We start from the raw sequence: 23,261 nt of genomic DNA, 5'->3' as shown, positions 1-23,261 counted from the left end.
ATAGAGAGCTTTATAAAAAACAAATATTATTGACAGATATATAGATTGAAAAATGAGAATGGCTGTGCTAAACCTATCCATCGACCTTAGGACCTTAAAATCAGTCTTGCAACTTCCTGAACCAACTCAGAAATTGTTGGATGTGCAAAAATTGTCTTATCAAGCTGATCAAGTGTTCCTTCAGCATCTTTCAAGACAATCAAGGATTGTAGAATATCAGTTGCATGTGGACCAACGATAACGGCACCTAATAGTAGGTGATAGCGTTTTTCGGAGACAATTTTAACAAAACCTTTTGCTGAATTAGACGCAATGGCTCGACCATTATAAACATAAGGAAGTTGACCAACTGATATATCATATCCTTGTTGTACCGCCTCCTCTTCTGACAAGCCAAAGGAAGCAATCTCTGGCGTTGTAAAGAGCGACCGTGGAACACTTGAATTATCAACTGGTTCCTCAGCCTGACGACAAATGGCTCGAACAGCTTTGATTCCCTCGCTACTAGCAACATGAGCCAACATATATCCAGGAATCAAATCCCCAATCGCATAAACACCTGTTTGAGATGACTCGTAATAACTATCTACCTTAATAAAGCCTTTTTCGGTCAGCTCCAAGCCCATCATTTGGGCTAACTCAATATTTGGCTTACGCCCTGTTGCTACAAGTAAGTTATCATAAGAGTAGGACTTGCCATCTGCTAAAATTACAGCATTTTCTCTAACCCTATCTATGCTAACTCCCTCCAGAATGGTAATTCCAAGTTGTTCCATCTTTTCTCTAATAATGGAACGTGCTTCGTCATCTTCAGTTGCTAAAATTGTTGGTGCAACCTCTATCACTGTCACATCCACACCAAGTGGAGCCATGGCAAAAGCTAACTCAACGGAAATAATACCTCCACCAATGATAATCAAACGTTGAGGAAGTTCCTTTAAGTTGAAAAAGTTATCCGTTGTCAAGTAGTCAACATCGTTAATACCAGGAATAGGAGGAATAAATGGATGACTCCCCGTCGCCAAAATAACAGACTTACCTGAGACTCTTTCACCATTAACTTGGAAGGTTTTACCAGAAATATAAGCTGCCTCACCTTCAATATAGGTGATCCCTAATTGTTTAAAACTTGATTGAATACCAGACTGTAGTGTTGCTACGACTTGATCTTTGCGAGCAACAAGTTTTTGAAAATCAAGATTATCATTTAAAACTGTTACTCCATACTGAGAGGCTTCTTTAGCAGCTAATAGCCAATGAGCATGTTCAAGATAGGCTTTGGATGGGATACAGCCAACGTTCAAACAGGTGCCACCTATGGAGTTTTTCTCAATGACAGTTACCTTTTTACCTAAACGGGCAGCTTCTTCAGCAGCAACATAACCACCAGGACCTGCCCCTATAATGAGAATATCACATTGACTCAAAACAATACTCCTTTCTAGAATGGAAGTAGGCTGTTAGCCGAACCACTTCAAGTAGGACAAAAACTCGGGGATATTTTTGAAAGCGCTTTCTATGCTTTAATTATAAAACTAATACTTATGAAAATCAAGTAATTCACTGAAAATGTGATGTTTTGGTGGTGAAAACATTCACAAGCAATGCAAACGTTTGCCATTCTCTAATCGGGATGATGTTAGCACTTATACTTTGCTGATTTTTATAGACACTAGATAAATATAAATCTCCCCTAATCATTAAATAATTCTTCAAAATGTTATAAAAAACACTCTAGCGTCTATAGCTTGGATAAAACTATAGAAATTAGAGTGCTTTTACTATTAGAAAGAATATGTATATGGAGTTAAAAAGGAATTTGAATTAATCTAAAGAAAGTTAATTTTTCAACTGAATAATATTATAAGAATATCGATTTGTAGTTATTTTGAAAGTAATCTTATAAGTGAGTAATTAGGAGTAGAATATGACAACTCTATTTTTTTGTAGAGTAGCTTTTGTAACTTTTATGTGAAAAATCAATTGACTATTTAATTATTTATCGTCCTTTTTAATCATATTTTTCACACCTTCGATAGCTCCTTCAACAGCATCTTTGGCATCTTCGGCAACTTCTTTCACTTTTGAGACTGCTTTTTCAGCAGCACCCTCTTTTTCTGTTTTTTTATCACCAGTTACTTTTCCGAAACCTTCTTTAATAGCGCCTTTAGCTTGGTTAAGTTTTTCTTCTACTGACATAATATTATCCTCCTTTGGACATAAAGATTTTTAAATATGAACGCTCTTAAACAATACATTCAAATTTTTGAGTATAAAAAGATAAGTTAAATTATAGCTTTTGTGTTGAAGTCGAGTCATAAACAGCTTGAACACCCTCACTAACGTTATCTTTATTTGCTGATAAACCATTAGCTAGTCCATGTTTACCACTTTTTTAATTTATCGGCACTAAGTTTGCTAGTTGATTGGAGTCTTCCTGTCGAAATATTGAAAATTATTCTTTTTTCCCTAAGAAAAATGATACTACTGCAACAACAATAACTGCCCCTAAAATTGATGGAACTAAGGCCATTCCAGCTAGTCTAGGTCCCCAAGAACCGAAGAGTGACTGTCCAACAGATGAACCAATTAAACCTGCAAAGATATTGGCAATTATTCCCATGGAACCTCCCTTTTTAGTGATTCCACCAGCAATAAAACCTATAAAGCCTCCGACAATAATAGCCCAAAGCATAATGTCTCCCCCTTTCTAAATAGAGGAAAGTTAGATTGTTTGGAAAATCAAACCATCTAAAGAGTTACATTTTAGCTAAAACATTTTTTATATTAATCTTAACAATCATAAGATTAATGTTAGTATATACCTGTTAATAACAGTATAAGTTAATCAAATTGATAAGTCAATGAAAATGTTTGCGCTTACACAAAAATAGACATGAAAACCATTATTGGTCTTTGCAATCGCTTGCATAGTTTTACAATTTCACTTATCTCATTTTTTGTTAAAAATCTACACAGGCTTCTACTATTATTAGGGCTTCCTCTAAATGGATTGATTTATGAATAAAAAGTTTGATTAAACTGCTACATTCATATGATTGATTGATTGATTAGCATTTTAGCGACAAAAGAAAATAGCCCTAAGATGTTCGAGTGACGAAAGTAAAAATAAAATGTATAATTGAGACATGTAAACCCTTACACATTTTTCTTTAAATAGTAAGTATCTAACAAAATAGTATAAATAATACACCAAACACTACATCACTTTCAGTAGGAGTTTAAAATTAATATGGAGTAGTGAATTGATTACAAATTGAAAGTAGAATATAAAACACACCCAGGTAAAGAAGTTACAATAATAATGGCCAATGATTTAGATACGTCATCAAAGAGTGAGCTTAAAAAGTTGTTCCCTCAAGATATTCTTTCCTTTCAGAAGAGGTCAAACAGTATTGAGTAACTTCTTAAAAAGTGACTATACTAACAAAGAGGGAGTACTGTTATGGAAAAAGTTTTGAAGGATGGTAAACTTTATTCTCTAATAGAATTTAGGGACAAAATCTATGAGGATTTAGATTTATCAAAAAGTGACTTAACCACTTTATTGTGTGCGATATTGATTGCATCTATTGGTTTGAATATGAATTCTATTCCAACAATTATAGGGGCAATGTTGATTTCTCCATTGATGACACCTATCCTTGGAGTAGGTTTTGCGTTAGCAATATTAGATACAAAACTTCTCAAAAAATCGTTTAAAGTTCTTTTTATTCAAGTTGCAGTAAGCCTCTTAGCCTCTACACTTTATTTTTTAATTTCGCCCATTTCTTATGCAAGTACGGAAATTATTGCTAGAACTTCGCCCACAATTTGGGACGTTGTAATAGCATTCGTCGGTGGATTAGCCGGCATTATTGGAGCACGAAAGAAAGAAGCTAATAACATTGTTCCTGGTGTCGCCATTGCAACTGCTCTTATGCCACCCGTTTGTACCGTGGGGTATTCTGTTGCCACAGGAAATCTTGAGTATATGATAGGGGCGTCATATTTGTTCTCCATTAACTGCAGTTTTATTATGATTGCTACATATATTGGCACTAATGTGATGATGGTTAATAATCCTTATGTTAAACATAATCGTAAAGCCTCGAAAATGCGAAAAATATTAATTCTAGTCTCGCTTGTTCTCATTATTCCAAGTTTAGCTTCTGCAACTACCTTAGTTCGAGATACGCTAATCAATGAGTCTATCAATAATTATCTATCTGATCAATTTGAAAACCATACTATTTTGAAAAAGAAATATAGTAAAGAAAACAATACACTAAAGCTAACCATTTCAGGTAAATATCTTTCAGAAGCTGAGTTACAAAGTATCATTAACAAACAAAATGAATATGGTTTGAAAAATATCTCGATTGAGGTTTCACAATTAACAAATGATAGATTAACTGAAAAAGAATTAGTCGATTACATCATTCAATATAAAAACGATGATGATCTTCAACAAATAGAAAAGGATAAGTAAAAAGAATCCCCAAATAACAACAAGTAATGTGAGATATTAATTTGATAAGCATAAGAAACCGTTGAAAAGTATTGTCACTAGTAGTCCATAGGAGAAAATAGCAATGAAAAAAGTAATGATAATTATTAATCCAACTTCTGGAGGAGAAACAGCATTAAATTATAAAGAGAGCTTGGAGAATAAGGCTAAAGAGTATTTTGATTATGTTGAAACTAAGATTACGCAAAAAGCCAAAGATGCAACTCAATTTGCTGAAAAAGCCTCTAAAGAAAAATATGATGCAGTAATTGTTTTTGGTGGAGACGGTACTGTAAATGAGGTTATTTCAGGGATTGCTGAAAAAAATCACATCCCAAAACTTGGGATTATTCCTGGTGGAACTGGTAATTTAATCACTAAGCTATTAGAAATCAACCAAAGTATTGATCAAGCGATTGAAGAACTTGATTTCAATTTTACTAAAACCATTGATGTTGGAAAAGCTAATCAAAATTATTTTGGCTATATTTTTAGTGTTGGATCTTTACCAGAAGCTATTCATAACGTTGATATTGAAGATAAAACAAAGTACGGTATCTTTGCATATGCAATCAATACGATGAAGTCTGTTGTGGAAGACGATGTATTTAATGTTCGTATTGAAAGCGAAAATGGCAATTATGAAGGTGAAGCTAGTCAGGTCTTAGTTCTTCTATCTAATTACTATGCAGACAAAAAACTATTTGATGATAATACAGATGGATATGGAAATATCTTGATTTTAAAAGATGCATCCATCATTTCTAAATTATCGACTATCCCAGATTTGTTAAAAGGGGATCTAGTAGGTAACGATAATATCGAATATATCAAAGCGCGTAATATTAGGATTTCTTCAGAGGTTGAGTTAGAGTCAGATGTTGATGGAGACAAATCAGATAATCTTCCAGTAGATATAAAAATACTAGGGAACCATATCGAAGTGTTCACAGGCACCAAAGTATAGTTTTTTCCCTTCTACTTCTCCAACAAAAAAGTTTTAAATGATATAAGTTACTGCATCAGCAACAATAATAGTCTTGTCCTTTTTGAAGTTAGGATATAAGTCAAAGGTAAGTAAATTACTTTGAATATACGGAGTTAAGACGTTTTTTGATTCATGTCTAAAAACTTTTCGGAAGCATCAACTGTGATGGTAGTTTTCGAGCATAACAAAAAGTAGTGAAGAGATTCCATCGTCGGAATTTTCTTCACTACTTTTCTTCTCTCTTTCCTACTCAATCACCAATAGCAGCATTTCAGAGTTTCCACTCTTCAATCAACCAGTCCGAAAAAGCATCATATCTTTCTTGGAGATGGTCATGGTGACCGTAGGGGTCAAATGCTGAATAAGTGGACAAGCACTGTTTTTTGATGCATTCATGTACTTCTTTGGCAAAGCTAGGAGCCTTGGCCAGTCTATTCTTATGATTAGCCCCTTCGGTCAAACCGTTACGTAAATAGACCGAGCAAGACTTATTAAGAAGCTGATGGGATTGGCAGTAATCTACAAAATCTGGATACCAGAAGGATCCACAAATGGAAAAGATAAAAGGCATCTTATCACTGCTATAAAGACTGTGGATAGCAGCCAGTCCACCTAGCGAGTAGCCTCCGTAAGCCATACAACTGTCATCCAATCGAAACTCCTCTTGGATGCTATTTAAAATATGGCCAAATAGATGGTCATGATAGCTGGCTAGCTTGCCACCAAAATCAGGACTTCCAGGTCTCAAAGCCTGAGCATACCAAGGTGTAAAATCATCCAAGCGATTCTTGGGCTCAAGGCCTACCAGGATAACGGAATCCGCTAGTTTTCCCAGATAATCCAGTTGTCCATCGTTCAGAAAAACAGCTGGATAAGTCTTAGTAGCATCATAAGACTCAGGAAGGGCAATCGTCACTCGAATGCCATGGCAGACAAAGTCTTTATTTATTAACAAAGTCATTAACCTTCTCAAGAGAATCAATCACAGATGGACCGTAATCCATAAGCTCATCATAAGAAATAGTCATGATTTTCTTGTTTTTAACGGCTGGTACATTTTCAAGAACAGCGTTCTTTTCCATCTTGTCTGTAGCATCCTTGTCCATGGCCTTATTACGGTCACTAGTTACATAGATAATCAATTCTGGTTCCATAGACACGAGATTTTCCAGAGTCAAATCTGATGTTCCTGTCGCAACATTGGTATAGCCAAGCTGATTAAGCATACTTTCTTGAAGGGCAGATTTGTAAGTTCCAAAGGTCTCATCGTTGTAGGCACACATGATCAAAGCCTTCTTCAAGTCTTTGTCAGAAGACTTGTTTTTCTTTTTAACGGCGTCGATACGCTTTTGGAGTTGTCCTGCATACTTGTCTGCCTTGTCTTGAACGTTGAAAATGTCACCAATATTTTTAACATCTTCGATGATATTATTCAAATCTTGTTTGGTTGTTGAAACAGAAGCTTTTTGCGTATAGACGGGAATGTCGTTGCTGTTCCACGTGCTGATGGTTCCCATTGATTTGTCTGAGAACATCATGTTACGACCAATAAGGGCATCAGGTCCGTAAGCCAAGATGGCTTCTTGAGAGATGGTCTTCTTATCACCGATATGTGGGATTGAGGCAATGTCTTCCTTATATTTATCGGTTACTTCATTGTCAGGGTTAAGCATACCGACAATCTTGTCTTTTAAACCAAGCTCAATCAAGATTTCCGTTGATGAAAGGTTGTTTGTGATAACCTTTTCTGGTGCCTTTTTGAAGTCTTGATCTATCTCAGTTCCTTGATCGTCATAAGTTTTGACGGTCAAAGGATACTGGGTTTCTGAGTTAGTCTTTTTCACCGTTTCTTTTGCTGCTGATGACGATGATGTGCTGTTTTTATATGTAGAACTGCATGCTGTCAATGTGAGGACTGCTGCAGCGATTAATGCGATACCAAAAGTTTTCTTGTTCATAAGGCCTCCCTTTCCTAGGCTTATAAATACTGAATCATTGCCTGCTGGTCATCCGTCCAAGTAATACGACTCTGAACATCATAAACCGCCTGCAAGGATTGTGGGGTTACGGCATCCCTTGGGACACCTTGGGCAACAATCTCACCCCCTTTCATTAAGTAAATATAATCTGAAAAACGACAGGCCAATTGAATATCGTGGAGAACTGCGAGAACATTAATGCCGAGTTCCTTGACCAAGGCCAACATCTCCAACTGATACTTAATATCCAAATGGTTGGTAGGCTCATCCAATAAGAGGAGTTTGGGTTCCTGAGCCAAAGCACGCGCTAGGATAACTCTTTGTTTTTCGCCACCTGATAAGGACGAATAATAGCGTGTCTTCTTTTCAGACATGCCAACCTTGTCTAGGGCATCCTGGACGAGCAAGTGGTCCTGCTCCGATTCTTTTTGTAGAAAGGAAAGATGGGGCGTTCGGCCAAGCATGACAATTTCTTCCACCGTGCAATCAAATTGAAGGGTGTTAAACTGTGTCACAACGGCCATTTCTTTTGCAGTTTCCTTTAGGCTTATCTGATCTAGGCTTTTTCCATCAAGTAAAATCTGACCGCTATCTGGTTTCAACTGGCGGTAAATGGTTTTGAGCAAGGTTGATTTCCCACTCCCATTTGGTCCTAGTATGGTCTGGAATTGCCCACCTTCAACCTCTAGAGAGACACCGTTTAGGATTTTTTTCTCTCCAATCGAATAATGAATATCCTTACACTTTACATCCATAAGTCTAAACCACCTTCCTACGATTTTTAGTCACAATATAAATAAAGAAAGGTGCGCCAACCAAGGCTGTAAAGATACCGATAGGTAACTCTGCATTTTTGACGAGGATTCTAGCCAAGACGTCTGCCCAAACCACAAACAAGGAACCTAAGAGAGTTGCCACTGGAAAAAGCTTACGATAGTTAGTCCCGACTATACTTCTAGCGATATGAGGGGTAATCAAGCCCACAAAGCCAATAATACCACAACTAGCAACCAAGACTGCCGTTATGATCGCAACGATAGCGATATAAAGATACCAATAGAGTTTAAGTGGAATCCCTAAAGTCAAAGCTGCTTCATCGCCCATCATCATGGCATTGAAGACACGATACTGAGTTGAGAAAAAGAGAAAAGCCAAACCAACCACTACTGCTGGAAGCATCAAATCTGACCAAGATGTTCCTGTCAATGAACCCATGGTCCAAAACTTAATGGTCATGACACTGTCCGCTGTCGCTCCAATAGAGATTATAAAATTGGCAAAGGCAATAAAGAGGGCATTAACAACCGTTCCAGATAAAATCAAGCCAGATGTGGTCACTCTCCCCTGCATAGAGGCAATAATTAGGACAAGAACCGTCGCTAGGATAGCCCCCACAAAGGCACCCAAGCCTACCACAGCTTTAAGGCCTAAAATGATGGCAAAGGTTGCTCCAAAAGTTGCACCCGCCGAGATTCCTAATATATAGGGCTCTGCAATAGGATTATTGACGGTTGACTGCATGACACTCCCAGACATGGAAAGGCCTGCACCAACTATTAACCCCAGGATAACCCTAGGAACTCGCATATTCCAGATAATAGCTTCAAGTGGTTTGGCTATGTTATGACTGACCATCGGAAGCCCCAATTTACTGAAGATGACACCATAGGTATCACCTATATCTATAGTGACCGCCCCTAAAGAGACTGCTATAAAAACTGATGCTACTAGCAAAAGCAGAAGCAAACAGAGCAGGCTTAGGTAGCGGGAAAAAACAAGGTGTTTTGTTTTTTTAAAAGGCATTAGCACCTCCTTTCCACCTGTAATGTCAGAAAATTTTGACAATACATTTTCTAGTATAACATGCCTCAAAAAGAAGGGCAAGGTCATTTGAGTATTACATAGAAAAAAGAGCAGTCACTTAACTACTCTTAGGATTTAACCTTCTCCAAACTGCTACTAGCAATTCTCATGGCAAGAAGAATTATCAACACCTTAATCACAAGGGATAACCAAATGTTCTCAACTGATGACAGTTGCGATAAAGCATTGATCAACGCATGTGTCATCACACAAAGCCAAAGGCTTCTGGTCTTTGTATAAATAGCGGATAAGATGAAACAATTGCTTAATAAGCCTAGCAAAAATGGTAGCAAATAAACCGTGGCCATAGACCCATCAATGTAAAAATAGAGTAAATGCCATAGTGACCAGGCTACAAAGGTACACAGCGTAGACGCTAGATAGGTCAACTTTTCTTGCAAAGTAGGCTGGAAAAAATAACGCCAACCGATTTCTTCTATACCACCAAAGACGAGGGCTTTTACAAATAAAATTATGGGGAGATACCAAGTTGGAATAATCATTTCCCCACTAAAGACCTGTGGTAAAAAATCCAAACCTATAAAAATGAGGACTAAGAGATAGTTAAGAGGAGCTTGTTTGACTTGGAAAAAATCTCTGACAAGCTGTTTAAAACTGGAGTGATGATAGCGGATGCTAATAATTGCTCCCCAAATGGCTGAGGACAAGCCACCTAACATAAGGGTAAAGAGGCCTATTGGAGTCCCATAATCAACCCTAACTCCTCCTGCTCTTAGAAGCCAAACAAGGAGACTAACTAATAAGATTTGTCCAAGGGTCCCTGCTAGATAAAGCAACAAGGCTTGTTTTCTTTTCATATCTTGCTTCCTTTTTCTTCCCTATTAAAACTTCCGCTTCACGTTAAGCTAGTCCATATCCACCCATTTGTCATTATCCATGATAAAGGGTTTGGCTAGGCCTGGTCCAGTATAGTCCTTGTACTTGGTTGTCAGATACTTGTAGCAATCTTTTTTGCTGGCAAATTTTATGGCTTGGTAGGGCTCTTCGAAGGTCAACTTTTCAACAAATAAGTAGCCATCCGCCGTAGGAACTAGGACGCCGACGTGACCGACAAAAAGGGAATCTCCATCCAGATTATCGTGGACAACAACCGACAGCATGCGTGCCTTGTCATCAAAGGTGAACTGTTTGTAGTAATCCTCCATATGCTTGGCGTGAACCTTGACATCTTGGGTAGCTTCAGTCTTGACCCTTGAAAAGAGAATTTCAAAATTTTCCTGATCCTTGGCATCAAAGAGCTTGCCCTTGTCAATGGCGTCCTTGTCTTGGAAAAGGAGCTCAGTATCACTTTTGACTTGAGGAATCTTGATTTTGCCTTTCAGTAGCGTGTAGGTGTTGATACGGCAGTTGGTACCGATAAAGTCACCATGCTTGGCTGTCCACAGGCTACTGATTTTTTCCACATCATAGTCTGTTTTGGTAAATGGCGCAAAACTCCCAGAAAGTCCAACAGTACCCACGGTATCATTGTAATCCCTAACCAGATTGATAAAGTTATCCACACTCTCCTCGTTCAAATGTTTCGAGAGAATGGAACGTACCTCATTAAGACTGGCCTTGCTATTAAGGTTGGAGTAGCTTGGTTTTTCCTCCTTTTTGTGGATATGTGAAAAAACTGCTAAACCGACGAGTAGCAGGCTAGAGATAAATAAAAGAATTAGCGTCTGTTTTTTCAAAGTTTTCATAGGCGCCTCCTTGGCTTCATTATACCAGATTTTGACAGCTACTTATTCTCAGAATACTTTTCCACAAGAAAAAGCCTTGTTGCCAAGGCTTTAGATTGAAGATAAAGGCTTTTACTTGAGACTTTCCTTAGGTGATAGCGGACGCCAGCGAACTTCTTCGAAGTTCCATGGCTAATTTTTGAGCCTAGAGTCTCAAAAATTCCGAACGCCTGAAATACCAATTCTTCAGGCGTTTTTATCACGGCGTAAAGTCTCAGTATAGGCTCACACCGTTTGAAGACTACGGATTTTTATCATTTTTTCTATATTTTTTATTATTTCCAAAATAGCTGTTCAATTTTAATGATATTATCTACAACTTTTTCGGGACTTTCCGATAAATCATTATCAATCCAGGATGAGATAATGGTTTCAAAAGATGTAGAGAAGGCTTTTATCACAATTTCATCTGAAATCTTCGTCTTTTTCTTGATCTTTTCTCTAATAGCTGGGTTGTTATTTATAAGATCACAAATAAGTTGTTGAACCTTATCTTTAAATTGAACGTGAGGTGCTTTTGAAATTGCTTTAAAATGTTTATAGTCATTTTTTATTAATAGTAGAGCCTTTAAAAGCATGTCCTCTTTATCTAAATTTCCTTGAGCTAAAATCTTCCAAAATCTTTGCATCGTCTCTGTTCCGATAGAGTATGCTAAATCATCCTTATCAAGAAAATGTTGATAAAATGTTCCCCTACTAACATTTGCTCTCTGAGTTATATTTCCAATGGTTATTTTTGAGTACTCCATTTCAAGTAGGAGGTCTATCAAAGCAGACTTGAGGTTAGTAACGCTATTAGTCTTTCTTTTCTTTGTCATTTTTTCCTTAATTAAACATATTGTTTGATGTTGTCATGGTCAATATATGGGTATTATTATATTCTTTTTATGTGAATTATAAAAGTTAAAAAAGACTGTTTTATGTTCGCGAAGATAATTGATGCATCATTAATCATTTAACAAAATAATTAATGAAGGGAATAGAATTTAATGACAAAATCAAGAAAAATTCTAGGATTTATAGGTCTAGTTTTAGCACTCTTTATGGGAGCTTTAGATGCCACGATTGTTAATATCGCCCTACCAAATATTATGGAAGACTTACATACAGGATTGACTGATACAAGTTGGGTAGCAACAATCTATGTTTTAGCAATGTCTGTATTTATTATTACTGTTTCAAAACTCGCTGATATCTACGGTAGAAAATTGGTTATGCTAATTGGTGTAGTCATATTTGGCATCTTCTCATTCTCATGTATGGTGGCTGATTCTTTATTACTCTTAATTATTTTTCGGTTCTTCCAAGGAATTGGAGGTGCCATATTAACTCCAATTGTTCTCCCCATGGGAATTGAACTACTTGGGAAAGAGAATACCAGCCGTATTACTGCTATTATGGGGACCTTCAGTGCCTTAGCTGCAGCGGGGGGACCAGTAATTGGTGGTTTAATTGTCCATTGGACAACATATCATTGGATTTTTGGTATTAATGTTCCAATCGCTATCTTTGCATTCTTGATGATTCTAGTAGGGACAAAAGAATCATATGATTTAAAAATTTCAAAGAATATGGACTGGCTAGGTATTATTTTTCTTACTTGTACTTTAGGTGGACTTATATTTGGTTTATTAGAAGGTCACGAGTATGGTTGGGCATCACAAACCATCATAGCTAGTTTTATTATTAGTGTTGTAGGCCTATTTTTTCTTTGTTTAACCGAAGGAAGAGTAAAATCACCTATCATTGACTTAAATTTATTCAAGGAAAGTACATTTACATCTTCAAGTCTTATTTATATGATTTTTGGATTTGCGATTATCGTACCTTCATTGATCTTAAACTATTTCTTGCAAAATGTTCGTAACTATTCTGCTTTGCATTCGGCATATCTTATTATTCCTACCTCTTTAGCTATCGTAGTAGGTATGCCGTTAGCAACTAAGATGTACCAAAAAATTAGTGCAAGATTGCTCATTAGTATCGGTTTGGTTATTACAGCAGGTGGATTATTTATGCTTAGTCTTATTGAGTATAATACCTCACAAAGCCTCATTGTTTGTTGTAATGTAATTATTGGTTTAGGACTAGGATTTATGGCAATGGCATTAACGTCATCTGTAAAATATTTACCAGTTAATAAGGCTGGAATTGGGTCAGGTATCGTTAATGCTTCTAGATATATTGGGCAAGCCATTGGTATGGCTCTCCTCGTTACCATTTTAAATAGTAATGTCAATATTGCTAAAACACAAATTAAGGAAACAGCGTATAACCAAATTGAAAAACGGGTTTTATCAACAGACGTAAAAAAAGTTGCTAAGAAGGAAATTTCAAAAACTTTCGATACGACTAAGAAAAATAATAGTATTTCAACCAAACAAAGTAATATGGTTGAGGCAATCAAAATAGCTGCTCAAAAAACAGATAATCTTCCAGAACCTAAAAAGGGGAGTAATTATAGAAAGATTTATGATGCAAATCAGTTATTAATCAATGGAGTTGAAACTGTTAGTTCAAGTGTCCCACAGTTATCAACTAGTTTGAAAACTATATCTGGAGGACAAGCTAAAGTTGGTACAGCGATTAAATTATTAGCTCAAAAGGATGAATTAGCATCTGCTCTTAAAGTCATTGTTAAAGAAAAAAATGAGCAGTTAAGCAGGGCATTTGATAATGTATTTATTGTAGGAGCAATTATTGTATTGATATGTACTCCATTAGCTCTGATGACAGAAAAGCGAAAAGATGAATAACTAAGTTATTTTATAATAGGAAAAGCCAGTCTAGACGATAGACTGGCTTTTTTATATAGAGAATCATTCTGCATAGTTAAATAGTAAATAAACAGATTTGGAACATAGAAAATCTTTTGTTCACTTATATTGTATTTTTAAGATGTAAAATTTTTCTTTCAACCCCCTCAAACCATCACTTGTCATTCACAATATTGGCAAAGGCTTCTTGGATGTCCTTATTATTGGTAGGGTACATGTAATACATGTTTTCAGGATTCCCCTGATTTTGCATGGAAACTAGGACCACCGGTTGACCTTTATGGATGGTGAAATGGTAGAGAATCATGGCAGAACCTGAATACCCGTAGCTGTCTACAATGATATAGTCGGCTGTCCCTGTACCATCGTCAGAAAAGGCAACGTCTACCTTTTGTTGGTTGGTCATTGGGGCATTTTGTTCAGTCTTTTCACCTACAATAATGCGGTTATTTTTAGCAAAAGACATGGCACCAAAGAAATCATCACTTCCGTTAGGTGTTAGCCTTCTATAACTTTCTTGATTCATCTTGTGCCCAAACTCCACCATGTAACTTGCGAGCTTGGCAGCCTTGTCACTATTCCAAAGGGCTGTCGTATTGGTTGGGCTAGTCTGGCTGGACTGGCTCTTGCTTTTCACTCTGTAATAAGACGTGTAAACCACCCCTGGCCCAGCAGACTCTGGAATTTGAACCAAACGGTCTGTGTCTTTGACAGAATTGTCCGGAGACGGTGCTGCTTGATTGGCTGGCACAGGCACAAAAGGATTGACCCCATGCCCTGGACCATTGTCCGCAAAATAAAACATAGGCTGACCATTGAAATCTTTAACGACAGTCTTGCCATCAGTACTTCCTGTCTCTTCAGACTTTGTGAGCCCTGACTTGGTAATTGTCACAACATGACCACTGTCAGAAACCCATTCACCTTCGATGCTTGAAAAATCACCATTTCGAATAGCATCCACATCCATGGCAGGCATTTTGGCTTCTGATGAGGCACTCTGACTTTGAGAACTAGAGCTTGAAGACGAGTCAGAAGTTTTGGAACTCGATTGCTTGGACTTGTCTGAGCCAGACATTTGACCAGTCTGACTGCTTGACGAAGAGACCGCAAGGGATGACATTTGTTGAGCTTGTGAATGAAGGGAATGCCAAGCAAAAATGGCACCACCACCAAGAAGCGTCATACAAGAAACTGCAAGAACTGACGCTGCGACCTTATGAGTCACAACATACTGACTTAAGGTTTGCCAAAAACTCTTCTTAGATGCTAACAATAAGCTCTCTACTTCTGCTCGATTGGCCAAGAGACTACCATTTTGTATCGCCTCGTCGACCTCTGTCATCTTTGGGCGACGTCCATAAATCTTTATAAAATAGGTTAACCATTCTTCTGCTTTCATCTCATCTCCTTTTTGAAGCGTAATACTTTTATTTTAGCATAAAACGGGGATTCTGGTTGACCAGTTAGAAAAGAAAAAAACTGCAAGCAAGCAGCTGCAGTCGATGTATAACCATGGTCCTTATTTCTGAGTATTGCCAAGTTTTTTTAAGTAAGTATAGCCCAGATAGAAAAAGAAAAGCGCTAAAAGAATAAAGAAACCCATGACGAGTTTGATCCCACCTAATTGATAGGCAATGTAAACAAAAGTATTAACCTTAAGCTGACCACCCGTTTTTTCCAATAGTGAAAGGCTCTGTGAGTAATAGTGACCAAGCCAAATAGCTCCTAACCCTAATAACGGATAAATAATGACACCCAAGACAGGGTTCTTTTTTAACAAATTATCTAACATACATCCCCCAATTTTTTAATGCTATAGTAATAGCTTACCAAAGAATGACCAGAAAGGCAAAGTGACTTTTCATGGTACAAAAATTAAAAGGAACCAAGCCAAGAAGCTGGTTCCCTTGAAATCTAAAAAACAACACGTGTTCCATGAACTTGCTCAAGACCAGGTATGGCAAGAAATTGGTCACGATTATCCAAGGAGATACCACCACCTGCCAAAATCTCCAACTGACCTTCTGCTAGCCCAACCAAGTCTGCATAACGTTTCAAGCGCAAGTCTAGAGCAGTCTCGGGAGTACCGGCACGGGTGAGCAGACGCGTCACACCGTGGTCCTTAAGCCACTGGATTGCACTAGGCTGATCTGCTTTAGGAATCTGGTCAAAGGCCATATGCATGGTGACCTCTAAGCCTCGACTGGCATCCAGCAAGGTCTTTAGAGCTTCTGTATCGAGTTGATTTTCTGAAGTCAGAGCACCCAGTGCAAAGCCGTCAACACCCAAGTCACTCGCACACTTGATATCTTCTAGCATGATAGCCAATTCCTGCTGGCTATAGACAAAGTCGCCTCCTCGTGGACGAATCATCACAATCACTTTAGCCTGATAATCCTTGGCCAACTCAACAGCTGCCTTTATGACACCATAAGAAGGTGTCGTGCCTCCAACAGCCAGATTATCACACAACTCCACGCGTTGAGCACCAGCCTTAAAGGCTTTTTCTAAGTTAGTGACATTCTCTGCACAAAATTCATATATTGGCATACTGAACCTCCGATTAGTTGTAGTAGTAGGCGATTACTACTTCTTCTTTTGTGGAAAAAGCGGGAGACCTAGTTTGGCAATCTTTTCCGCTGGGGTCTTCATGCCATCCTTGACCCATTTGGAAATCACTGAAACAATAGCCGAGCTCCAAAAGGAATTGAGGTAACTACCGGCACCATTTGATGAGCTACCATTTCGTTTTTCCAAAAAATCATAAACTGCCTTGGTCAATACCTGCTCAAAATTATAATCAATGGCAAGACTGATGATTTTGGCTTCTTTTTTGACTTCCTTAAGGAGATAAACCCAGACCTGATAGAGATCAGTCTTGAGATTATAGCCGTCCAAGGACTTAGTAATCTTTGCAATGCTAGACTCAAAAATAGACTTCAAAATCTCTTCCTTAGAACCATAATTGCGATAAAAGGCAGCACGGGATACACCCGCACGTTCAACAAGTTCCGATATGGTAATCTTTTTAAAGTCTTTTTTCTCCAACAATTGCAGGAGAGAAATTTCGATGGATTCTCGTGTAATTGCTTTGTTTTCTTGGTTAAATCGTTTGAGATTTTCCAAAGATTTCTCTGAGATTTTTCTTTCTGCCATAACATTCACTTTCTATCTGTCACACCTGATGAGATCTGCTTTGATAGCAATGCACTTCATGATAAAATTGTAAAAGAAGACAAATAACTTGTCAATGTACATTATGCAGATATGAGGTGTAACCTATGAAATGGAAAATTATTGCGGATTCAGGCTGTGACTACCGTTCTTTGGACAATCTGGCACCAGATACGGAGTTTGTCAGTGTTCCTTTGACTATCCAAGTGGGCGAGACCATTTACAGGGATGATGCCCAACTCAATATTGATCAAATGATGGAGGAAATGTATGCGACTACGACTGCTTCTAAGTCTGCCTGTCCGAGTCCTGATGATTATATGAAATCCTTTGAAGGAGCGGACAATATCGTCGTCGTGACGATTACTGGAACCCTTTCTGGTAGCTACAATAGTGCTGAAATCGCTAAGAAAATTTATCTGGAAGAGCATCCTGATACTAAGATTCACGTGATTGATAGCCTGTCAGCTGGTGGCGAGGTCGACCTTATCGTTCGTAAACTCAATCACTTAGTCGCTGAAGGCCTTGATTTTGATCAAGTCGTTGATGGCATCACAGCTTATCAAGCCAAGACTAAGTTGCTCTTTGTTTTAGCCAAAGTTGATAATTTGGTGAAGAATGGTCGTCTAAGTAAACTAGTTGGCACCGTTGTTGGACTCCTCAATATCCGTATGGTCGGTGAAGCTAGTAAGACAGGTACTCTTGAATTGCTTCAAAAAGCCAGAGGTCAAAAGAAAGCCATCAAAGCTGCCTTTGATGAACTCCTCAAGGCTGGTTATGCTGGAGGCCACATTACGATTGCCCACCGCAACAATGAAAAAATTATCGAGCAATTCTCTGAATTGGTTCGTGAAAAATTTGCCCAAGCAAGCATCGAAGTCCTTCCTACTTCTGGACTCTGTAGCTTTTATGCTGAAGAAGGCGGACTCCTTATGGGGTATGAAATTTAAGACGACATTGAAAAGAGGCTGGACTACATGTTCGGTCTTTTAAAAATCAGATTATGCTATTTGATAATCAGCAGAATAGGATTATAAAACTAAAAATTCTTTCTTGACAATCCAACGTAATCGCTTTCATCACCCCCTTCATTTATGGTAAGATGGAAGTGACGCATTAGTGTCATATTCTTAAAAATTAAAATACCCTTATTAAACATGGAGACGCTTTATGAAACAGAAACATTCACATTTTCTAATCCCTGGAATCCTTCTTCTAGGGATCGTTTTGCGGGCCCCGTTCACAACCTTGTCTACGGTCTTATCAGACATTGCTTCTGGTCTAGGCGTTGAGGTCAGTTCTCTCGGTCTCTTGACAAGTCTCCCTCTCTTGACCTTTGCGATATTCTCACCTTTTGCGGCTAGCTGGGCCAAACGCTTTGGTATAGAAAGACTCTTCCTCGGTGTTTTAATTGTGATGACACTTGGTTCTGCTTTGCGTACCCTTAATCTCCCTCTTCTTTATGTGGGAACGCTGTTAGTCGGAGCTGGAATTGCCTTTATCAACGTCCTTCTCCCAAGCCTAATTCAGGCTAACGAGCCAAATCAGTTAGGATTCTTAACCACACTCTACATTACAGCCATGGGATTATCCACAGCCGTAGCTTCATCAGTTGCCGTTCCAATCACTAAGGCAACCTCATGGCAAGGTTTGGTCTGGGTATTGACCGCGGTCTGTGCCTTAGCTCTTGTAGTTTGGCTTCCTAATGTCCGTCACAATCATTACTTAGAACAAGAAACTTCTACCAGCGAAAATTCAGGCAGTTGGTATAAGAGTGGCAAGGTCTGGGCTATCATGATTTTCGGTGGATTACAATCACTCTTCTTCTATACCACTATCACTTGGCTCCCAACCATGGCTACACAAGCCGGTGTTGGTGATGCCAATGCCGGAATTCTAGCTTCCGTTTTCACACTGACGAGTATTCCATTCTCTATGATCGTTCCTAGCCTAATCACTAAACTTTCTGATCGTAACCGCCATTTGATGCTAGTGGCTACCGTCCTAGCAGGACTCATCGGAGTTTCCATGCTTCTAATCAATACAGACAGCTTTGTGTATTGGTTAGTCCTTAACCTCTTAATCGGAAGTTCTGCTAGTGTCCTATTCCCTTACATGATGGTTGCCTTTTCAATGAAGGCTAGCACGCCTGAAAAAACAGCCCAACTATCAGGTTTAGCCCAAACCGGAGGCTATATCTTTGCAGCCCTTGGTCCAGTCTTGTTCGGTTCAAGCAAACAACTCTTTAACTCTTGGACCCCTGCTGTTTTAATTCTTCTTGTCTTGACCATAATCATGGGAATTGCCCTTTACAAAGTTGAAAAAACAGACCTTATTTTGTAAGAGAAAAACTAATAAAAGAAAATGCCCCACAAGTTGTAGCTTGTGGGGTGTTATTTTGCGTGCGGCGAATGAATGCAACTTTTAAATACAAAGGTCGAAGTATTCGTATTTGTCTTTCGACAAGTTCCCTTAACCACAGAACCCTATTTCTCTAGCCAAAAGAACGCTTGGTTTAACATCTCTTTTGCTTGTCCAATCATACACGGTCCATGAGAAATAATAATATTCTTAGGTTCCCATTTCTTTATTTTGTGATAACTCCTCAAAGCTTGTTTTTTGCCAAATAAGAAACATATTCTTAAATCTCTTGGTGTTTTACCATTTGGATAGTGATTATCGCCTATTTTAAACAGTAGCTTTTCAAAAATCGATACATTCTCAGTTTCTATATTTTCAATAAGATCCGTTAAAATCAGAGTTGAACTTTCATTATGGAAAAAAACAACCTCTTTTACATAAAAACTTCCCTCAAATGTTGTAAAAAGAATTTCTTCGTTCCAATTGGCCTTGCTTAATTCCTGACCATAATCCAAACTCATTCCCGATTTTCTGGCACGCTTTTGAACACCACTAGCTAGCCAAACTTTTGCTTCAGGAAATAGTTGATGCCATTCATCTATATAACTATAATGTAAGACATTGGGTGCAATAAGGTGTTTTACCTCACCTAATTGCTTAATTTCAAAAAGCAAATTGTCACTAGGCTTAATCGGTGAATGCACCCAAATACCACCATTCTTCAAACGGATAACCGTCATTCTAGTTGAAAAAGGCACTTTGAAGAATTTGAAATCCATCAGTACTTCTTCCCCATCCACAATCCACAGGTTATCTGCTATCTTTTTTAAGGAATTGAGAGGACTATATTTTTTGACTTCCATGAAACTCTGCTTTCTAAATTAATAAAGTATAATCAATCGTTATTCTCCAAAAATGGAACAACCAACTTAATCCACTCTTGAGGTAGGTAGGCTGATAAATAGCCGTGGTTATAGCCCTTTGCTTCATACAAGATAGTATCGGGGTGCATCTGCTGAAATAATCTAGCTGATTCTTTAACACCGTTCAATTCTTTTTCGCCATAAATATAGAGAGCCTGTGCTTTACTTTTTGAAATCCTACTCTTCAACTTATAATGCCCCATATAAGTCTTATAGATAGTCACTAATGTTTTGTTAGGTGTCCTTGGCATATCCTCCATATAATAATCTTTTATCTCGTCTGGGTAAGCTAATTGGGGATAGAATTTATTCATTAAGCTTAACTGAAGTTTACAAGAGGATTTACTAATCATCAGTTTACCAAATAAAGATACCAACAAGATGCTAAATCTCGCCAACCTTGGTTGAGGAATACAGATACTTCCGTCTATGATGGCTTTCTCAGCTATATCGCTGTCTAAGGACAAAAGTTCCATAGCAATTTGACCTCCAAGTGAAACTCCACCTAAAGCAAACAGTTTTCCATCACAGTTTTGTCGAACATAATCTAGAATTTCCTGTGCCGAATCTTCCGTTGATATATAATCCTCTTGATACTCTTCTCCGTGTCCATTAAGTGTAGGTAAAATGACATGGTAATTATGAGACAGGAGACGAGCTTGTCTAAGATAATTCCACCAAGAGCTACCCCCACCATGTATCAATAAAATGGTAGGCAAATTTTTATCACCAAACTCATGAAATTTCATATTTGATACCCTCCAAAATGTCTCATATAGACAGTACTATATTTACTTGAAAGTCTATGTTCACCTTTATTATTCTACTATTTACTCTGCTTAGCTCTGTTACAAGTAAGAGAGACAATATCGCAACCTACCTAGTCAAGGCCAAATTCCTTTCTCGCATCAGCTAGAGAAGAGACTTTACCTTGAATAATTTCCTGATGCCCGACTAAAATTTTCTTTTTCAAATCCTCAAAAGCCACTTGATACGTTGCCTCTGGAAAATCACTAGACACATATTTGCTTTGGTTAACCATTATATTTTCCATTTTTCTAAGCGTTCTATTTTGTATATATTTATTGTAACATGAAGAAGAAATATGATTCAGATAAAAATATCAAATGACTTACCATAAAAAGCCCTGTCACCAAGGCTTTTCATTCTACACATTTTCTAGGCCTCACAAGCAGTGATACCGCTTCAACATGTCGTGCTAGTATACTCCTATATTATAGAACGAAAGAGAATTACACACTCAACTCAAACAACTTATAAAACTCACCTCTCCTATCCATCAAGTCACCAAAAGAACCATCTTCAACAATGACGCCACCTTTCATAAAGAGAATTCTATCGTATTTTTTCAAAATGTTCTCATTCAACTTGTGGGTTACTACAAGTGCAGTCAAATCTTGAATATCCAGGATTGAATTTTCAATTTCAGTAGTTACTTGATTATCCAAAGATGAGGTAGCCTCATCCAATAATAAGATTGGTGTTTTTCGAATTAAGGCACGCGCAATACTAAGTCTTTGTTTTTGTCCGCCAGATAGATTTGAGCCATTCTCTCCACATAAAGCTTGTAGACCAGATTCATTTTCTAAAACATAACTTTCTAAACCTGACTGCTGTACCGCTTGCTTTATTTCCTCATCAGTGAAGAATTGATTAAGAGTAATATTTGATCTTAAAGTATCATCAAAGATATAAATGTCTTGTTGAACAATAGTCATTAAGTTATAAAGGCTCCCTGCTGAAATAGCTTGCAAATCTATATTATCAATGGAGATGTGCCCACTTGTTACATCGTAAAAACGCAGTAATAGATTGAGCAAAGTTGATTTTCCACTCCCTGACATTCCTACAATTGCAATTTTTTCCCCTTTTTGAATCTTCAAAGATAAATGATTAAAAATTTTTTCTTCAGTATTAGGGTAAGAAAAGTCTATATTTGAAAAAGAAATAACATCATCGAAATATTCTTTTGTTTCACCAGTCTGAAGCTCAGTTACATCTTTTACCTCAAATGCATCTAGTGTTGCCTGACCTTCACGAAATTTACTTATTCCCATTCCAACTTCATTCAGTGGCATTACTACAAAATTGACCAGTTGAACAATAGCTGTTACACTCCCAATTGTGGTAGAGCTATTAAATACGAGATACATCCCTCCACCAAAGGCTACCAAAAAAACAATCATCCCTGAAAGCTGTGAAATAACATTAGCTAAAACGTCAAATTTCCCTTTTATAAAATTTATTTCATCAAATTTTTCACTTTCATGACTATAATCCTCACAGATAGCATCTTTCACATTAAAACTTTTAATAACAAGAAATCCTGCTAAAATATCTTTAACCTTAGCTAAATACTTCTGATCGGCAACCATAGCTCTATTTTGTAAAGAGGCTGATTTTTGTCCAATAAATCCTGAAATCATCATTGGAATAATGCTAGCAATGATAACTAATAAGGTCAAAAACCAATTACCTATAAACATAGCTAGAAGTGAAAAAATCATTAAGGAAAGGTTTTTTGAAATATTAAAATACTGGTATAGATAATCTTGCTCAATTTTCTTCATATTTTCGGTTAATACGGAAATAAATTTCCCTGATTTTTCTTTAGAAAAGTCTCTATAATCCCTATCTAAAATAGATTGGAACACCTTGTTTTTGTATCTTGACATGATTTGCCTAACAAGTTTATTTCTCAATCGAAGAGATATAAAGTTGAGTGCTGCATAGATGAAAATAACAGTAGCTCCTACTAGTACCGCTTGAGTTAAGGCTTCTTTATTTTGGGACATGCCACTATCAATAATACCTTTAATAGAATAAGCAAAAGCAACGTTAGTTAAAGGGACCAGTATATTAAATATCATGAAAGCATAAAAAGCCTTCTGATGGTTCTTTATCAATTGTTTCATCC

Annotated in this window: 23 protein-coding genes; 5 read left to right on the top strand and 18 right to left on the bottom strand. The window is 37.5% G+C overall.

Annotated features, from left to right (window positions below):
- Positions 1-86: 86 nt before the first annotated feature.
- The 3 genes from lpdA to LG375_RS10265 all read right to left on the bottom strand — a co-directional run bounded on the left by lpdA (position 87) and on the right by LG375_RS10265 (position 2,695).
- Positions 87-1,427: a dihydrolipoyl dehydrogenase gene (gene lpdA, locus LG375_RS10275; RefSeq protein WP_225745752.1), complete on the bottom strand. Its 1,341-nt coding sequence runs from the start codon at positions 1,425-1,427 to the stop codon at positions 87-89.
- Positions 1,428-1,995: 568 nt separating this feature from the next.
- Positions 1,996-2,199, bottom strand: coding sequence for a CsbD family protein (locus LG375_RS10270; protein WP_004182825.1), 204 nt, complete (start codon positions 2,197-2,199; stop codon positions 1,996-1,998).
- A gap of 256 nt (positions 2,200-2,455) precedes the next feature.
- Positions 2,456-2,695 carry a GlsB/YeaQ/YmgE family stress response membrane protein gene (locus LG375_RS10265; protein WP_002890536.1) on the bottom strand — a complete coding sequence of 80 codons (240 nt, stop codon included), beginning with the start codon at positions 2,693-2,695 and terminating at the stop codon, positions 2,456-2,458.
- Positions 2,696-3,466: 771 nt separating this feature from the next.
- On the opposite strand from LG375_RS10265, the gene LG375_RS10260 reads away from it, so the two are divergent.
- Together LG375_RS10260 and LG375_RS10255 are read left to right on the top strand one after the other, a co-directional pair.
- Positions 3,467-4,492 carry a DUF389 domain-containing protein gene (locus tag LG375_RS10260; protein ID WP_225745751.1) on the top strand — a complete coding sequence of 342 codons (1,026 nt, stop codon included), beginning with the start codon at positions 3,467-3,469 and terminating at the stop codon, positions 4,490-4,492.
- Between the two features lie 103 nt (positions 4,493-4,595).
- Positions 4,596-5,477, top strand: coding sequence for a diacylglycerol/lipid kinase family protein (locus LG375_RS10255; protein WP_225745750.1), 882 nt, complete (start codon positions 4,596-4,598; stop codon positions 5,475-5,477).
- A 292-nt stretch (positions 5,478-5,769) separates the two neighbouring features.
- Here LG375_RS10255 and LG375_RS10250 read toward each other — a convergent pair whose 3' ends face one another.
- The 7 genes from LG375_RS10250 to LG375_RS10220 all read right to left on the bottom strand — a co-directional run bounded on the left by LG375_RS10250 (position 5,770) and on the right by LG375_RS10220 (position 11,903).
- The gene (locus LG375_RS10250; RefSeq protein ID WP_225745749.1) at positions 5,770-6,459 is read right to left on the bottom strand and encodes an alpha/beta hydrolase-fold protein; all 690 of its coding nucleotides are present in this window, start codon (positions 6,457-6,459) and stop codon (positions 5,770-5,772) included.
- A complete protein-coding gene (locus LG375_RS10245) occupies positions 6,440-7,456 on the bottom strand; it encodes an ABC transporter substrate-binding protein (protein WP_225745748.1) in 1,017 nt (338 codons plus the stop codon). The genes LG375_RS10250 and LG375_RS10245 overlap by 20 nt, the downstream gene beginning before the upstream one ends.
- Before the next feature lie 20 nt (positions 7,457-7,476).
- On the bottom strand, positions 7,477-8,232 hold the full coding sequence (locus LG375_RS10240) for an ABC transporter ATP-binding protein (RefSeq protein ID WP_225745747.1): 756 nt from the start codon (positions 8,230-8,232) through the stop codon (positions 7,477-7,479).
- Between the two features lie 4 nt (positions 8,233-8,236).
- The gene (locus tag LG375_RS10235) at positions 8,237-9,280 is read right to left on the bottom strand and encodes a FecCD family ABC transporter permease (protein ID WP_225745746.1); all 1,044 of its coding nucleotides are present in this window, start codon (positions 9,278-9,280) and stop codon (positions 8,237-8,239) included.
- Between the two features lie 128 nt (positions 9,281-9,408).
- Positions 9,409-10,158: a CPBP family intramembrane glutamic endopeptidase gene (locus LG375_RS10230; RefSeq protein ID WP_225745745.1), complete on the bottom strand. Its 750-nt coding sequence runs from the start codon at positions 10,156-10,158 to the stop codon at positions 9,409-9,411.
- Between the two features lie 48 nt (positions 10,159-10,206).
- A complete protein-coding gene (locus tag LG375_RS10225) occupies positions 10,207-11,046 on the bottom strand; it encodes a DUF4300 family protein (protein WP_225745744.1) in 840 nt (279 codons plus the stop codon).
- Positions 11,047-11,360: 314 nt separating this feature from the next.
- A complete protein-coding gene (locus LG375_RS10220) occupies positions 11,361-11,903 on the bottom strand; it encodes a TetR/AcrR family transcriptional regulator (RefSeq protein ID WP_225745743.1) in 543 nt (180 codons plus the stop codon).
- A gap of 171 nt (positions 11,904-12,074) precedes the next feature.
- Between LG375_RS10220 and LG375_RS10215 the strand changes: the two genes are divergently transcribed.
- Positions 12,075-13,841, top strand: a complete 1,767-nt coding sequence (locus tag LG375_RS10215) for a DHA2 family efflux MFS transporter permease subunit (RefSeq protein ID WP_225745742.1) — start codon at positions 12,075-12,077, stop codon at positions 13,839-13,841.
- 175 nt (positions 13,842-14,016) lie between these two features.
- Here the strand turns inward: LG375_RS10215 and LG375_RS10210 are convergent, their stop codons facing one another.
- The 4 genes from LG375_RS10210 to LG375_RS10195 all read right to left on the bottom strand — a co-directional run bounded on the left by LG375_RS10210 (position 14,017) and on the right by LG375_RS10195 (position 17,021).
- Positions 14,017-15,264: a DUF4767 domain-containing protein gene (locus LG375_RS10210; RefSeq protein WP_225745741.1), complete on the bottom strand. Its 1,248-nt coding sequence runs from the start codon at positions 15,262-15,264 to the stop codon at positions 14,017-14,019.
- A gap of 120 nt (positions 15,265-15,384) precedes the next feature.
- Positions 15,385-15,657 (bottom strand): hypothetical protein, encoded by a 273-nt coding sequence (locus LG375_RS10205; RefSeq protein ID WP_064521325.1) that lies wholly within the window; start codon positions 15,655-15,657, stop codon positions 15,385-15,387.
- Between the two features lie 122 nt (positions 15,658-15,779).
- A complete protein-coding gene (locus tag LG375_RS10200; RefSeq protein ID WP_225745740.1) occupies positions 15,780-16,415 on the bottom strand; it encodes a copper homeostasis protein CutC in 636 nt (211 codons plus the stop codon).
- A gap of 36 nt (positions 16,416-16,451) precedes the next feature.
- Positions 16,452-17,021 carry a TetR/AcrR family transcriptional regulator gene (locus LG375_RS10195; protein ID WP_021144459.1) on the bottom strand — a complete coding sequence of 190 codons (570 nt, stop codon included), beginning with the start codon at positions 17,019-17,021 and terminating at the stop codon, positions 16,452-16,454.
- 125 nt (positions 17,022-17,146) lie between these two features.
- Between LG375_RS10195 and LG375_RS10190 the strand changes: the two genes are divergently transcribed.
- Positions 17,147-17,989 (top strand): DegV family protein, encoded by an 843-nt coding sequence (locus LG375_RS10190; RefSeq protein ID WP_201711877.1) that lies wholly within the window; start codon positions 17,147-17,149, stop codon positions 17,987-17,989.
- 220 nt (positions 17,990-18,209) lie between these two features.
- Positions 18,210-19,382: a CynX/NimT family MFS transporter gene (locus LG375_RS10185; protein WP_037600276.1), complete on the top strand. Its 1,173-nt coding sequence runs from the start codon at positions 18,210-18,212 to the stop codon at positions 19,380-19,382.
- A gap of 143 nt (positions 19,383-19,525) precedes the next feature.
- Here LG375_RS10185 and LG375_RS10180 read toward each other — a convergent pair whose 3' ends face one another.
- The 4 genes from LG375_RS10180 to LG375_RS10165 form a co-directional block, all read right to left on the bottom strand.
- A complete protein-coding gene (locus LG375_RS10180) occupies positions 19,526-20,263 on the bottom strand; it encodes a DUF4336 domain-containing protein (RefSeq protein ID WP_037600273.1) in 738 nt (245 codons plus the stop codon).
- A 32-nt stretch (positions 20,264-20,295) separates the two neighbouring features.
- The gene (locus tag LG375_RS10175; RefSeq protein WP_037600270.1) at positions 20,296-21,072 is read right to left on the bottom strand and encodes an alpha/beta hydrolase; all 777 of its coding nucleotides are present in this window, start codon (positions 21,070-21,072) and stop codon (positions 20,296-20,298) included.
- A gap of 131 nt (positions 21,073-21,203) precedes the next feature.
- Entirely contained in the window at positions 21,204-21,377 is a 174-nt protein-coding gene (locus tag LG375_RS10575; protein ID WP_002890505.1) for a hypothetical protein, read from the bottom strand.
- A gap of 199 nt (positions 21,378-21,576) precedes the next feature.
- Positions 21,577-23,259 (bottom strand): ABC transporter ATP-binding protein, encoded by a 1,683-nt coding sequence (locus tag LG375_RS10165; protein ID WP_002890503.1) that lies wholly within the window; start codon positions 23,257-23,259, stop codon positions 21,577-21,579.
- Positions 23,260-23,261 lie beyond the last annotated feature (2 nt).

The sequence above is a fragment of the Streptococcus sp. Marseille-Q3604 genome (assembly GCF_916619785.1).
Classification (GTDB): Bacteria; Bacillota; Bacilli; order Lactobacillales; family Streptococcaceae; genus Streptococcus.
This window is presented reverse-complemented; position numbering and strand designations above follow the sequence as displayed.

Bases quoted from the DNA above. Each gene is read 5' to 3' on its own strand.
- LG375_RS10235 (WP_225745746.1), bottom strand. From the start codon at position 9,280: ATGCCTTTTAAAAAAACAAAACACCTTGTTTTTTCCCGCTACCTAAGC.
- LG375_RS10240 (WP_225745747.1), bottom strand. From the start codon at position 8,232: ATGGATGTAAAGTGTAAGGATATTCATTATTCGATTGGAGAGAAAAAA.
- LG375_RS10205 (WP_064521325.1), bottom strand. From the start codon at position 15,657: ATGTTAGATAATTTGTTAAAAAAGAACCCTGTCTTGGGTGTCATTATT.
- LG375_RS10165 (WP_002890503.1), bottom strand. From the start codon at position 23,259: ATGAAACAATTGATAAAGAACCATCAGAAGGCTTTTTATGCTTTCATG.
- LG375_RS10200 (WP_225745740.1), bottom strand. From the start codon at position 16,415: ATGCCAATATATGAATTTTGTGCAGAGAATGTCACTAACTTAGAAAAA.
- LG375_RS10265 (WP_002890536.1), bottom strand. From the start codon at position 2,695: ATGCTTTGGGCTATTATTGTCGGAGGCTTTATAGGTTTTATTGCTGGT.
- LG375_RS10230 (WP_225745745.1), bottom strand. From the start codon at position 10,158: ATGAAAAGAAAACAAGCCTTGTTGCTTTATCTAGCAGGGACCCTTGGA.
- LG375_RS10250 (WP_225745749.1), bottom strand. From the start codon at position 6,459: ATGACTTTGTTAATAAATAAAGACTTTGTCTGCCATGGCATTCGAGTG.
- LG375_RS10225 (WP_225745744.1), bottom strand. From the start codon at position 11,046: ATGAAAACTTTGAAAAAACAGACGCTAATTCTTTTATTTATCTCTAGC.
- LG375_RS10175 (WP_037600270.1), bottom strand. From the start codon at position 21,072: ATGAAATTTCATGAGTTTGGTGATAAAAATTTGCCTACCATTTTATTG.
- LG375_RS10220 (WP_225745743.1), bottom strand. From the start codon at position 11,903: ATGACAAAGAAAAGAAAGACTAATAGCGTTACTAACCTCAAGTCTGCT.
- LG375_RS10270 (WP_004182825.1), bottom strand. From the start codon at position 2,199: ATGTCAGTAGAAGAAAAACTTAACCAAGCTAAAGGCGCTATTAAAGAA.
- LG375_RS10180 (WP_037600273.1), bottom strand. From the start codon at position 20,263: ATGGAAGTCAAAAAATATAGTCCTCTCAATTCCTTAAAAAAGATAGCA.
- LG375_RS10215 (WP_225745742.1), top strand. From the start codon at position 12,075: ATGACAAAATCAAGAAAAATTCTAGGATTTATAGGTCTAGTTTTAGCA.
- LG375_RS10260 (WP_225745751.1), top strand. From the start codon at position 3,467: ATGGAAAAAGTTTTGAAGGATGGTAAACTTTATTCTCTAATAGAATTT.
- LG375_RS10190 (WP_201711877.1), top strand. From the start codon at position 17,147: ATGAAATGGAAAATTATTGCGGATTCAGGCTGTGACTACCGTTCTTTG.
- LG375_RS10195 (WP_021144459.1), bottom strand. From the start codon at position 17,021: ATGGCAGAAAGAAAAATCTCAGAGAAATCTTTGGAAAATCTCAAACGA.
- LG375_RS10210 (WP_225745741.1), bottom strand. From the start codon at position 15,264: ATGAAAGCAGAAGAATGGTTAACCTATTTTATAAAGATTTATGGACGT.
- LG375_RS10255 (WP_225745750.1), top strand. From the start codon at position 4,596: ATGAAAAAAGTAATGATAATTATTAATCCAACTTCTGGAGGAGAAACA.
- LG375_RS10575 (WP_002890505.1), bottom strand. From the start codon at position 21,377: ATGGAAAATATAATGGTTAACCAAAGCAAATATGTGTCTAGTGATTTT.
- LG375_RS10245 (WP_225745748.1), bottom strand. From the start codon at position 7,456: ATGAACAAGAAAACTTTTGGTATCGCATTAATCGCTGCAGCAGTCCTC.
- LG375_RS10185 (WP_037600276.1), top strand. From the start codon at position 18,210: ATGAAACAGAAACATTCACATTTTCTAATCCCTGGAATCCTTCTTCTA.